Annotated in this window: 10 protein-coding genes; 7 read left to right on the forward strand and 3 right to left on the reverse strand. The window is 66.7% G+C overall.

Annotation, left to right across the window (positions count from 1 at the left end; all coding sequences use genetic code 11):
* Positions 1-49: 49 nt before the first annotated feature.
* Positions 50-859 (reverse strand): hypothetical protein, encoded by an 810-nt coding sequence (locus H507_RS18235; protein ID WP_022909756.1) that lies wholly within the window; start codon positions 857-859, stop codon positions 50-52.
* Between the two features lie 324 nt (positions 860-1,183).
* Between H507_RS18235 and rpsA the strand changes: the two genes are divergently transcribed.
* Complete coding sequence (gene rpsA / locus H507_RS0105675; protein ID WP_026377833.1) at positions 1,184-2,635, forward strand: 30S ribosomal protein S1; 1,452 nt, start codon at positions 1,184-1,186, stop codon at positions 2,633-2,635.
* A gap of 79 nt (positions 2,636-2,714) precedes the next feature.
* On the opposite strand, the gene H507_RS0105680 is transcribed toward rpsA, so the two are convergent.
* Positions 2,715-3,857 carry an ROK family protein gene (locus tag H507_RS0105680; protein ID WP_026377834.1) on the reverse strand — a complete coding sequence of 381 codons (1,143 nt, stop codon included), beginning with the start codon at positions 3,855-3,857 and terminating at the stop codon, positions 2,715-2,717.
* 207 nt (positions 3,858-4,064) lie between these two features.
* On the opposite strand from H507_RS0105680, the gene H507_RS0105685 reads away from it, so the two are divergent.
* The 5 genes from H507_RS0105685 to H507_RS0105705 are packed head-to-tail and all read left to right on the forward strand — an operon-like array spanning position 4,065 to position 9,959.
* Positions 4,065-5,078 carry an ABC transporter permease gene (locus H507_RS0105685; RefSeq protein ID WP_022909759.1) on the forward strand — a complete coding sequence of 338 codons (1,014 nt, stop codon included), beginning with the start codon at positions 4,065-4,067 and terminating at the stop codon, positions 5,076-5,078.
* Positions 5,078-6,010 carry an ABC transporter permease gene (locus H507_RS15030; protein WP_022909760.1) on the forward strand — a complete coding sequence of 311 codons (933 nt, stop codon included), beginning with the start codon at positions 5,078-5,080 and terminating at the stop codon, positions 6,008-6,010. The genes H507_RS0105685 and H507_RS15030 overlap by 1 nt, the downstream gene beginning before the upstream one ends.
* Positions 6,007-7,149, forward strand: a complete 1,143-nt coding sequence (locus tag H507_RS15035) for an ABC transporter ATP-binding protein (protein WP_022909761.1) — start codon at positions 6,007-6,009, stop codon at positions 7,147-7,149. The genes H507_RS15030 and H507_RS15035 overlap by 4 nt, the downstream gene beginning before the upstream one ends.
* The gene (locus H507_RS15040; protein WP_022909762.1) at positions 7,146-8,192 is read left to right on the forward strand and encodes an ABC transporter ATP-binding protein; all 1,047 of its coding nucleotides are present in this window, start codon (positions 7,146-7,148) and stop codon (positions 8,190-8,192) included. Before H507_RS15035 ends, H507_RS15040 begins: the two co-directional genes overlap by 4 nt.
* A gap of 51 nt (positions 8,193-8,243) precedes the next feature.
* Complete coding sequence (locus H507_RS0105705; RefSeq protein WP_022909763.1) at positions 8,244-9,959, forward strand: ABC transporter substrate-binding protein; 1,716 nt, start codon at positions 8,244-8,246, stop codon at positions 9,957-9,959.
* Between the two features lie 54 nt (positions 9,960-10,013).
* Here H507_RS0105705 and H507_RS0105710 read toward each other — a convergent pair whose 3' ends face one another.
* Positions 10,014-11,123: a fatty acid desaturase family protein gene (locus H507_RS0105710; protein WP_022909764.1), complete on the reverse strand. Its 1,110-nt coding sequence runs from the start codon at positions 11,121-11,123 to the stop codon at positions 10,014-10,016.
* A gap of 145 nt (positions 11,124-11,268) precedes the next feature.
* Between H507_RS0105710 and coaE the strand changes: the two genes are divergently transcribed.
* Positions 11,269-11,883, forward strand: a complete 615-nt coding sequence (gene coaE / locus H507_RS0105715) for a dephospho-CoA kinase (protein WP_051139643.1) — start codon at positions 11,269-11,271, stop codon at positions 11,881-11,883.
* The last annotated feature ends 23 nt before the right edge of the window (positions 11,884-11,906 follow it).

Below are 11,906 nucleotides of genomic sequence, written 5' to 3' on the forward strand. Positions count from 1 at the left end.
GTCGGGCCGGGGCCGCGCAGCTGCGGGGCCGGACAGGTCAGGGCTGGAGTCAGGCGGAAGGGGCGACTGGTGTGAGGTGGAACAGGATGCGCGAGTCCCACGCGGCCGTGGCCCGGTTGAAGTCCCAGCAGATGACGATGATCGCCTCGGGGGCCCCCGCGTCGTCGTAGAGCACGGTCGAGTTGGGGTCGTAGTCCTTGACCCACACCTTGGTGGAGCGGCTGAAGGTGTAGCAGACGGTGTTCCCGCGCCCGTCGCTGACCCTCACCAGGGCCCCGGGTCGCAGTCCCGAGTTCGGGTCGGCCAACTCGTTTCCCAGGGCGTTGCCATTGCGGTACGTGTGGATGGTCAGCACGGCGTGGCCCTGACCCGAACCGAGCTTGGGACCTTGGTCGAACCAGCCGACGGTGCGGGGTTGGTCCTTGGGTGGGGCAGCCGCCGACCCGCTCTCGTCCAGTCCCAGCGACAGCATGGGGGAGTCGACCTTCATCGACTCGATCGACAGCCGCTGCGGATCGTCCATCGGGGCGGTCGGGCTGCTGCAGCCGGGCGGCAACGGTGTGGACGAGGAGGCAGTCGGAGTCGGTTGGGCAGGCGTGGTGCCGGAGCTAGTCGGGGACTCCGGTGTCGGGGCAACGATGGTCGCGGAGGTGCTGGTCTCCGGGCTGGCCGGCGGCGCCGCGACTCCCGGTTGCCGGTTCGTCGCTCGCCAGATCGCGAAGCCAGCCCCCACCAGGATCACCAGGACCACCAGCAGCACGACCAGGCGGGAGGGTCCCCGTCCAGGGCTGGACGACCGGCCGCGTCCGGGGACGCCGTCTGGCTGCGGACTGGCTGGCACGGGGGCCTGGTCGGCCATGGTCGTCGTGGTCCTCTCGGGTGGCTGCGTGGTCGGGGGTGCTGCGGACGGGAGTGTGGTGGATCGCTGCTGTCGTGCTGCCGGACGCCGTGTGGCACCCGGTTCAAGGGTCTGCGCGGAGCCATGCCTCGCTCGCGCATCAGCGTACCGAGTGCGGGCAAGCCCGGATTGACCCTCGCGGTTGACCGCGAGTACTCTGGACGGGCACTGTGACCTGTCCTGTTCCGTACCGAGTGAGTGGGTCTGCGGTGGGGGGAGACTTCCAAGTAGCCGCAGGGTGATGGTGCGTCATCAGCATTGTCCAACCATCGGAGCACCTACTACATGACCTCCTCCACTGAGGCCTCGACCCAGGTCGCCTTTGACGACCTCGGCTCGCCGGAAGCCTTCCTGGCCGCCGTCGACGCCACCATCAAGTACTTCAATGACGGTGACATCGTCACCGGCACCGTCGTCAAGGTTGACCGCGACGAAGTCCTGCTCGACATCGGTTACAAGACCGAGGGCGTCATTCCTTCCAAGGAACTTTCCATCAAGCACGACGTGGACCCCTTCGAGGTCGTCCAGGTCGGCGACGAGATCGAGGCTCTCGTCCAGCAGAAGGAAGACAAGGAAGGCCGCCTGATCCTGTCGAAGAAGCGGGCTCAGTACGAGCGCGCCTGGGGCACGATCGAGAAGGTCAAGGAGGAGGACGGCGTCGTCACCGGCACCGTCATCGAGGTGGTCAAGGGTGGTCTGATCGTCGACATCGGTCTGCGCGGCTTCCTGCCCGCATCGCTGGTCGAGATGCGTCGCGTCCGTGACCTGCAGCCCTACGTCGGCATGGAGCTCGAGGCCAAGATCATCGAGCTCGACAAGCACCGCAACAATGTCGTGCTGTCTCGCCGTGCCTGGCTCGAGCAGACCCAGAGCGAGGTTCGCCAGAACTTCCTCACCCAGCTGCAGAAGGGCCAGATCCGCAAGGGCGTCGTCTCCTCGATCGTCAACTTCGGTGCCTTCGTCGACCTCGGTGGGGTCGACGGTCTGGTGCACGTCTCGGAGTTGTCGTGGAAGCACATCGACCACCCGTCCGAGGTCGTCGAGGTCGGTACCCCGGTCACCGTCGAGGTGCTGGAGGTCGACATGGACCGCGAGCGTGTCTCGCTGTCGCTGAAGGCCACCCAGGAAGACCCGTGGCAGACCTTCGCACGCATCCACGCCATCGGCCAGATCGTGCCCGGCAAGGTCACCAAGCTGGTGCCCTTCGGTGCGTTCGTCCGCGTCGAGGAGGGCATCGAGGGCTTGGTGCACGTCTCTGAGCTCGCTGAGCGTCACGTCGAGATCCCCGAGCAGGTCGTCACTGTCAACGACGAGGTCATGGTCAAGATCATCGACATCGACCTCGAGCGTCGCCGTATCTCGCTGTCGCTCAAGCAGGCCAACGCCGGTGTCGACGTCGCCGCTGACGACTTCGACCCCTCGCTGTACGGCATGACCGCGAGCTACGACGACCAGGGCAACTACATCTACCCCGAGGGCTTCGATCCGGAGTCCAACGAGTGGAAGGAAGGCTACGAGGAGCAGCAGCGTGCCTGGGAGTCCCAGTACGCCGAGGCGCAGTCCCGTTGGGAGGCGCACAAGCGTCAGGTCGAGGAGGCCGAGCAGGCCGACCAGAACGCTGCCACCGAGTCGGCCACCACGACGAGCTTCGCATCGACCGAGGAGCCGGGCGCTGGTTCGCTCGCTTCGGACGAGGCGCTGCAGGCCCTGCGCGACAAGCTGACCGGCGGCAACTGACCGCCCTTCGGCTGACAGCCACCAGGCAGGCCCCCGACCACATGGTCGGGGGCCTTCCTCGTTCTGTCCTAGTCCTGTGTCAGCGCTGCGGAATGAAGGCGGCGCGTGCCAGGGCCGAACGGGCTTCGTCCAAGGCTCCCAGGCGCACGGCTTCGTCCCCCAGGTCACTGGAGCGCACCATCGGCGGGGGCCAGTGCAGGGTCGTGCGCAGGATGGCCTCGAGGGCCGCGCGCAGCGACTCCCCGGCAACGCGCGAGGTCTCCCCGGCCAGGATGACCAGTTCCGGGTCGAGCGTGGTGGCGATGTTGACGATGCCGGGTGCGATCCGCTCGGCCAGCGCATCCCAGACCGGTGAGCCCAAGGGCTCGCTGCCGGTGATCTCATCGAGCCACGCATGCCCGGGGCTGTGCTCGCGCCCGACGGTGTGCGCCAGGTTCCAGGCACCCGCACGGTCCTGGTAGGGCGTCTGGCCGGCTTCGCCCGTGTGCATGAACCCGATCTCGCCGGCCGCGCCGTGGGCGCCCCGATGAACCCGGCCGCTGAGCACCACGGCAGCGCCTACGCCACTGCCCAAGCTCACCAGCACGTAGTCCTCGGCATCGGCGGCCACCCCGTGCAACTTTTCGGCGATGGCCCTGAAGTTCACCTCGTTGTCGAAGGCGACGTGGGCTCCCTCGAGGCGCTGCGCGATCCGATGGGCGGTGCCCGCAACCCAGCGGGGCTGCTCGGTCGAGAAGAGCACGTCGCCAGTGAGCGGGTCGACGGCGCCCGGCAGGGCGATCGACACGGCGTGGTGCCGGTACGACTCAGGGGGGATGGTCGCGTTCACCGCCTCGACGATGGCGTCGTCGAGCCTTCGGTCACGATCGAGTTCCACGTCGTGGCCCAGTGCCTGGGTCGAGCCCAGCGGGGAATGGCTGACGAGGAGCACGTCTCCGTGCACCTCGACGGCCGTGGCCAGTCCGAGGTCGGCCGCCAGGGTGAACTTGGCCGCTTTGGGGCCGGGACGGCTGGCCTCGTCGAAGCCATCGGCCACCACCAGTCCTTCGGCCTGCAGCCGCTCAATCACATTGAGCGCCGCTGGACTCGAAAGTCCAGCCAATCGGGCAAGTTGCGGCCGCGTCGATGGACCATGCTGTGCCAGGAGCTCGCAGAAGACACGGTCGTTGACCTGGCGCATCAGGCGCTGCGGAGCGCCTCCGATGCTCGACGGGTGGGTCATGGGGCCCATCTTTCCTGAAGCCACCCCGTCACCGCCGTGGTGATCGATGGGTGTCGCTCCCTGTCTTGGTTGATTATTTACTTACTTATTGATTGTGTGCAAGATGTACCCCGACGAGCAACGAAGCCGGGAGACGACGTGAGCGTGGACGCGAAGACAGACGGGGGGTCCCGGGCTGAGGCTGCGCAGCGTCCAGGGCCCCGAGGGATGCCCCAGTGGCTGGTCTTCCTGGGTCGCCGACTGGGTATCTACACGGGTACCGCCGTCCTGGCCGTGGTGATGAATTTCATGCTTCCCCGGCTGATGCCGGGGGATCCGGTGCAGGACATGTTCCTTCGGATCCAGCAGGCCACGGGTGCGCCGCCACCTCAATACCTGATCGACAACATCTATGCCCTGTACGGCGATCCCAACCGCCCACTACCCCTGCAGTTCGTCGATTACCTCACCCAATTGGCGCGCGGTGACCTGGGCAGGTCCGTCATGCAGTACCCGACTCCCGTTTCAGAACTGCTGGCCCAGACCTTGCCATGGACGCTCGGCCTCGGACTGATCACGCTGGTGCTCGCCTGGCTGATCGGCACCCTGCTGGGGGCCTGGCTCGGGTGGAAGCCCTCGGGCATGGCCGACAAGGCCTTCACCCCGGTGTTGATGTTCTTCCACTCGATCCCGGCTTTCTGGCTCGCGATCATGGCGGCCTGGTTCTTCGCCTACCGCAACTACTACTTCCCGGCCCAGGGTGGATACGACGCCGAGCAGCGCAACCACTCCTGGGCAAACGGCCCCTTCCTCACCTCGGTGGTCACCCACGGGACGCTGCCAGCGTTGGTGCTTGTCATCGTGGGATTCGCAGGATGGTTGTTCAGCATGCGCAACATGACCATCGCCACCACCAGCGAGGACTACGTCACGCTTGCCCGAGCCAAGGGGCTCTCGCGGTGGGTGGTCCTGATGCGCTACGCCGCACGCAACGCCATCCTGCCCAACGTCACGGGCCTGGCCCAAGCAGTGGGCGGACTCCTCGGCTCAATCGTGTTGGTCGAGTCTGTCTTCGTCTACCCGGGCATGGGCAACTTGTTGGGCAATGCCATCGGTCAGCGTGACTACCCGGTGATGCAGGCGATCCTGCTGATGACGGTGTTCCTCACCTTGGCTGCCAATTTCATCGCCGACTCGATCTACGTGCTGCTCGATCCCCGCACCCGAGAAGGAGACGCCTGATGACCAGAAGATTTCTGGGACTGCCGATGGTGCGGGCTGGCATCGCGCTGATGGCCTTCTTCGCATTGATGGCGACGGTCGGCCCATGGCTGTGCTCCACCTTCCTCGGCCTCGACCCGCTTGAGCTCGACACCGCAAACGCCGGCATGCCGCCGAGCGCACAACACTGGCTCGGCACCACCTCGTCCGGTCAGGACGTGCTCGCCCGCATCGTCTGGGGGGCACGTGGCTCCCTGCTCGTCGGTCTCGCCTCGGGAACGATCGCCACGGCGCTGAGTGTGGTGATCGGCACCTGGGCGGGATTCATCGGGGGCTGGGCCGACAAGGTGCTGAACACCTTCACCAACCTGTTCCTGACCATGCCGAGCTTCGCCGTCACGCTGATCATCGCCGGCTACGTGCAGAAACTCGACTGGCTGTCGGTCTCCCTGATCATCGGCGCCTTCGAGTGGCCCGGTGGGGCGCGCCGCATCCGCGCCCAAGCCATGAGCCTGCGCGGACGAGACTTCACCGCGGCCCTGCGGACGACCGGTGAGTCACGCTGGCGGATCATCGCGGTCGAGGTCGCACCCCATCTCAACGGCGTGGCGTCCAGCATGTTCCTGACGGCCTTCGTCTACGGCGTCTTCACCCAGGCGTCGATGGCTTTCCTGGGCATCGGCGACCCGGAAACTGTTTCCTGGGGCACCGAGATCGCCTACGCCGAGGGCCAGAACGCGCTCTTTCGTGGCTACTGGTGGTGGTTCGCCCCGCCCGGCATCGCCATCGCCCTGCTCGGACTGAGCACCGCCCTCATCAACTTCGGCATCGACGAGATCGTCAATCCGGTCCTCAACTCCAAGCAGGAGGTACTGGTGCGCCAGTTCTTCAAGCGCACCCGGAAGGGTTCCCACCATGAAGTCCGGCCGGTCACTGGGGCGGTGACCCGATGACCCCCACCGACCAGACGCTGCCGGCTGAGCGGGATCACCACACCGGCCCCCTGCTCGAGATCCGCAACCTCTCGGTGCGCTACCTCACCGAGGCCGGCGAGGTGCCTGCCTGCGACGACGTCACCCTGACCGTGCGCCGCGGCGAGATCCTGGGCATCGCAGGCGAGTCGGCCTCGGGCAAGTCGACCCTGCTGACCGCTCTGCTGCGCCTGCAACGCACCCCGGCCGTGACCTCGGGGGGTGAGGTGATCTTCCATCGAGGGGGTGGGAGACCACCCGTCGACCTCGTCCGCCTCGATGAACGGGCGATGTCACCGTTGCGGTGGTCCGACCTGTCAATCGTGATGCAGTCCGCGATGGCCTGCCTCAATCCCGTGATGCGTCTGCGCGCCCAGTTCGCCGACGTGATCACACTCAAGAACCCGACGATGACCCGCGGTCAGGTCGACGAGCGCATCACGGAACTCCTGCGCATGGTCGGCATCGCTCCCGACTACGCCACCGCGTATCCCCACCAGCTCTCCGGCGGTATGCGGCAACGTTCCCTGATCGCCCTGGCGCTGGCGTGCGACCCCGACCTCGTGGTGATGGACGAGCCGACCACTGCGGTCGACGTCGTCATGCAGCGCACGATCCTCGACCAGGTACTGGCCCTGCAGGAGCGATTGGGTTTTGCCATCATCATGGTGACCCACGACCTCTCGCTGTTGCTCGAGATCTCTGACCGGATCGCCATCATGTACGGCGGCCGTGTGGTCGAGGTGGGCGACGCGGCCGAGATCTACGCCCACCCACGGCACCCGTACACCCAGGGCCTGCGCAACGCCTTCCCTCCGCTGAGCGAACCGGTGCGTCGACTCACCGGCATCCCTGGGACGCCGCCGAACCTGCTGAATCTACCTGTCGGTTGCGCCTTCGCGCCGAGGTGCCCGCACGCGCAGGACGACTGTCTGGCCCTTCGACCCGAGTTGAGGACGATGCCGACGACCGGGGCCGGCGAGCCCGGCCTGGCCGCCTGCCTGCACCCGCTCGATCGGGACGAGACCCGGCGGCAGGACGAGGATGCCGCCAGGCCAGATGCCGTCGCGGTCGATTCCGAGGCCCTCCTGGCCTCGACCATGGAAGGAGCGCAGCGATGACGGCCACCCTGCCCGCCAACCCGCCGGGCCTGCCGGGTTCCGGCCCGTCGCCTTCCGGAGGGCCGATCGTCAGCGCGAGAAGGCTGACCAGGCACTTCCAGGGACGGTCACGCGGAGGAGGTCGAACCACGATCCGAGCCGTTGAGGAGGTCGACTTCGACATCGAACCCGGCACCATCGTGGCATTGGTCGGGGAGTCCGGATCGGGCAAGACCACCTTGGCGCGGATGTTGGCTCTCCTCCACCCGCCCACCTCCGGGGACCTCGTCGTGGCCGGGAAGGAACTCCCGCGCCGCCAGCGCGACAAGGTGCGTTACTACGGCAACGTGCAGATGATCTATCAGGATCCCTTCGCCTCGCTGAACACCCTCAAACCCTTGCGTCACATCTTGGGCCGCGCCCTGCGCATCCACGGACGAGCCAAAGGGCGTCGTAACGAGAGGGAGCTCGTCGCAGAACTTCTCGCGAAGGTGAACCTCACCCCGCCCGAACAGTTCGTGGACGCCTACCCCACCTCCCTGTCGGGTGGGCAACGACAGCGGGTGGCGATCGCTCGGGCGCTGGCCGTGCGGCCTCGGCTCCTGCTCGCCGACGAGCCCACCTCGATGCTCGATGCCTCCATCCGCCTCGACATCCTGAACCTGTTGCGCGACCTGCGAGATTCCGAGCGGGTGGCCATTCTCTACATCACCCACGACATCGCATCGGCGCGCTACATCTCCGACCGGATCATGGTGATGTACGGCGGCCGGATCGTCGAACAGGGGCCGACCGACGACGTGGTGCAGAACCCCAGGCACCCCTACACCCGGCTGCTGGTGGCCTCCGCCCCCGACCCGGCGCACCACAAGGGCAGCGGACTGAACCGGCGGGTCCAGGTCGTCGGGGACGCAGAGCCGGTCGACGTCTCCCAAGAGGTGACGGGTTGCCGGTTCGCCCCACGCTGCCCCTTCGTGATGGACCGCTGCCGGGAGCAGCGTCCCCCCTTGCTTCAGGTCGGCGACCAGGCCGCCGCCTGTTGGCTGCTCGAGGACGAGCAGTGACCCCCCACCTCCGTCGCGCTGCGACGGCACCCCAACCATGAAGGAACAACGATGTCTCTGAACCTGTCACGTCGTGCCGTGCTGGCGACGCTGTCCGTCGGCGCGCTCGCAGGCACAGCTGCCTGCGCCGGCCAGGGAGGCGCCAAGCCGGGCGGTTCCGGAACCAGTGCCACGTCCGGTTCGTCCGCGAGCAAGGTGGCCACCAATGACGGTGTCATCACCCTCGCCTCGGGTGGACCGACGTACCCCAAGAACTTCAACTGGTACGGCGCCAACCAGAACGGCACGGCCCCCGGCCTCAACTTGATCTATGAATCGCCGTTCGCGCTCGACTACACCAAGCCCGGCCACTTCATCCCCATGCTCGCCGAGAGCTACGAGATGGAGGACGACGGGTCGACCATGGTGTTCCACCTGCGCAAGGGTGTGAAGTGGTCCGACGGCGTCGAGATGACCGCGGACGACTTCGCCTACACGCTGGGCTTCATCAACGGCGACGCCTGCCCCGACCCGGAGAAGTGTTGGGCGAAGAAGCCCCCGGAGGCGACCGACAAGTACACCTGCAAGGTCTACTTCAACGACACCGAGTACCAGCAGATGGCCAGCTACGCCATGTACTACCCGATCATCCCGGCCCACGTGTGGAAGTCGAAGGACCGCAAGACCGACACGAATGACAAGCCCGTCGGCACCGGTCCTTGCACCCTGGAGTCGTTCGACCCGCAATTGGTCACCTACACCTGGCGCGAGGACTACTGGGGCGGCAAGGGCAACGGAGTGAAGACGGTGAAGTTCAAACCCATGGGGCCCATCGGCGGGGTCGAGAGCCAACTCGACCGTGGCGACCTCGACCTCGCTGAGGGCACCGCCCCCGGCATCGAGAAGGATTTCGTGGCGAAGAACCCCGAGCTCAACCACTTCTCGGTCTACCCCTCGGGCGGCTCGCAGATCATCACCTTCAACTGCCTCAAGGCGCCCTTCAACGACGTCGCCGTGCGCACCGCTCTGCGCGGAAGCCTCGACCTGCAGGCGGCGGCAGACTTGGCGGCGACCGGCTACACCGTGCCGAGCGTCACCGGCCTCGACCCGCAGGTGTACTCCGACACCTTGCTTCCCGACTACAAGCAGGCGCAGAAGGCCGATGTCGAGGGCGCGAAGAAGGCTCTCGCAGACGCCGGCTGGACCGTGGTGGACGGTCACCTCAGCAAGGGTGGCAAGGCGCACCCGATCGCGCTGGTGCTCGACAACTCCAACCAGGTCTGGATGCAGCTGGGCCAGGTGCTGATCGACCAGTGGATGAAGGCGTTGGGGGTCAAGGTTGCCTGGCAACCCACCCCCACCCAGGTCTTCAACGACAAGGCGGTCAAGGGCGAGTACGACATGTTCGCCGCAGGAGGCGTCAGTTCGGGCAACTACTACCAGGCCTTCGCGCAGTACTCCAAGAGCAATTGGCAGCCGATCGGCACCAAGGAGAACGTGTGGGGCAACTACGGTCGTTGGCAGAACAAGGCCATGCAGGACAACGTCAAGAAGATGAGTGACTTCCGCTCCGACGACGCAGAGGGGCTGAAGCCGCTGATCGAGGCCATGCAGAAGGCCGTGGCGGACGACGCCCCGTTCATCCCCGTGATGACCAACGCCCAGGGTGTGCTGTGGAGTTCACGGAAGTGGACGGGCTTCCCCGAGCCCGGTGCGACCGCCTACCTGCCGGGCGTCGGTGGGGTCAATCACTCGATCCTGACCCTGCTGAACCTCAAGCCCGCCTGAACAAGGACGTCCCGGCACCCGAGGGTGCCGGGACGTCGTCGCGTCACGTCGGGGTCACACCCGGCGGTACTGCGCGTTCATGGGGCAGTCGAACGGGTCACGGGCGTGCAGTCCCACCTCGTTGAGGTATCGGACGACGATGCCGTAGGACGCCAGCAGGGTGGTCTCGGTGTAGGGCACGTTGTGCTTGCGGCAGTAGTCGCGGACGATGGCTCGGGCCTTGCCGAGGTGGGGGCGTGCCATGGTCGGGAAGAGGTGGTGCTCGATCTGGTAGTTGAGGCCGCCCATCAGGAGGCTGGCCGCCCAGCCCCCGCGGATGTTGCGGGAGGTCCGCACCTGCTTGGTGAAGAAGTCCAGTCGGGCTCGCTTGTCGATGATCGGCATCCCGGTGTGGTTCGGCGCGAACGATGCGCCCATGTACACGCCGAACACCGCCACTTGCACGCCGACGAAGGCGAAGGCCATCCCCAGCGGCAGGAGCCAGAACACGGGCACGAGAACTGCGGCGAAGCGCACGGCCAGCAGCACGATCTCCGTGGCCCTCTTGTCGACCTTCCCGCGGCCCAGCACGTGACGCACGCTGTGCAGGTGCAGGTTCAGGCCCTCGAGGGTGAGCAGCGGGAAGAACAGCCAACCCTGCCGCTTGGTGACCCACCGGAGCCAGCCCTTGGCCCGGCTGGCGTCCTCCTCCAGGAATGAGATGGTGTCGCGTTCGATGTCGGGGTCCTTGCCGACCCGATTGGGGTTGCCGTGGTGCCGCGAGTGCTTGTTCTGCCACCACGACAGCGACAGCCCCACCACGCCCGTGGCCAGCAATCTGGCCAGGCGGTTGTTGTTCTCCCCGGATTCGAGGATCTGACGGTGGTCGGCCTCGTGTCCGACGAACGCGACCTGGGTGAAGATGATGCCCAGCGCCGCTGCGATCAGGAGCTGGAACCAGCTGTGCCCCAGCAGGATGAACCCGGCGATGCAGCCGCCCAGCCCGAGGGCCAGGATGGTGAGCAACAGGGCGTAGAACCAGCGCGCCCGCTTCATCAGTCCAAGACCCTTGGCGAGGGTCGACACCTCGACGAAGGCACGCAGCTGGGGTGGGAACGAGGCGGCGTCGACGTATTTCGAGGGGGTGTCCGTCGCGGGCGACGAACGAAGCAGCGTCTCGCTCATGTCTGCTGCACCTGGCTCTCTGCTTGGTGGCGTGGGGACGCTTCGGCGTCGGTTCGGCCACGGGCTTGTGCCTACAGCTGATGCCAGTCTACCCGTCGGTGACAACGCCCACTGCGGGCAGCGCCCGATGCGCAAGACTGGTGGCATGGCCCCTCATCCACCTCGCTCTGCGCAGCCGCGGCGGATCGGGCTGACGGGGGGAATCGCCTCGGGCAAGTCCACCGTTGCCGAGCGGCTGACCGAGTTGGGGGCCGTGGTGATCGATGCCGACGAGCTCGCCCGGCGCGTCGTTGAGCCCGGCACCGACGGCCTCGCCCAGGTGATTGCCAGGTTCGGACCGCAGGTGGTGGGGGAGGGGGGCGGACTTGATCGGGCCCGCCTCGGTCAGATCGTCTTCGCGGACGACACCGCCCGCCGTGACCTCGAGGCGATCATCCACCCGCGGGTCCGGGCACTCGCGGCGACCCTTCGCTGTTGCCATCCCGGTCGGGTGGTGGTCGAGATGATCCCCCTGCTGGTCGAGACAGGGCAGTCCGGCGCATTCGACGAGGTCATCGTCGTCGACCTTCCCGAGGATCTGCAGCGCGAACGTCTCGTCCGTCGTTCTGGTCTCACGCCGGCCGCGGCTGAGGCTCGGATACGGGCACAGGCGAGCCGCGACCAGCGGTTGACGGCCGCCACCACGGTGTTCGACAACTCCGGCGACAGGGCTGCGCTGATCGCACAGGTCGACCAGTGGTGGCGTGAGCTGCACGCCTGACCCGGTTGTCGTTGAAGGTCAAC

The organism is Aestuariimicrobium kwangyangense DSM 21549, from assembly GCF_000421525.1.
Taxonomy (GTDB): domain Bacteria; phylum Actinomycetota; class Actinomycetes; order Propionibacteriales; family Propionibacteriaceae; genus Aestuariimicrobium; species Aestuariimicrobium kwangyangense.

Bases quoted from the DNA above. Each gene is read 5' to 3' on its own strand.
- rpsA (WP_026377833.1), top strand. From the start codon at position 1,184: ATGACCTCCTCCACTGAGGCCTCGACCCAGGTCGCCTTTGACGACCTC.
- H507_RS15035 (WP_022909761.1), top strand. From the start codon at position 6,007: ATGACCCCCACCGACCAGACGCTGCCGGCTGAGCGGGATCACCACACC.
- coaE (WP_051139643.1), top strand. From the start codon at position 11,269: ATGGCCCCTCATCCACCTCGCTCTGCGCAGCCGCGGCGGATCGGGCTG.
- H507_RS0105680 (WP_026377834.1), bottom strand. From the start codon at position 3,857: ATGACCCACCCGTCGAGCATCGGAGGCGCTCCGCAGCGCCTGATGCGC.
- H507_RS0105705 (WP_022909763.1), top strand. From the start codon at position 8,244: ATGTCTCTGAACCTGTCACGTCGTGCCGTGCTGGCGACGCTGTCCGTC.
- H507_RS0105710 (WP_022909764.1), bottom strand. From the start codon at position 11,123: ATGAGCGAGACGCTGCTTCGTTCGTCGCCCGCGACGGACACCCCCTCG.
- H507_RS18235 (WP_022909756.1), bottom strand. From the start codon at position 859: ATGGCCGACCAGGCCCCCGTGCCAGCCAGTCCGCAGCCAGACGGCGTC.
- H507_RS15030 (WP_022909760.1), top strand. From the start codon at position 5,078: ATGACCAGAAGATTTCTGGGACTGCCGATGGTGCGGGCTGGCATCGCG.
- H507_RS0105685 (WP_022909759.1), top strand. From the start codon at position 4,065: ATGCCCCAGTGGCTGGTCTTCCTGGGTCGCCGACTGGGTATCTACACG.
- H507_RS15040 (WP_022909762.1), top strand. From the start codon at position 7,146: ATGACGGCCACCCTGCCCGCCAACCCGCCGGGCCTGCCGGGTTCCGGC.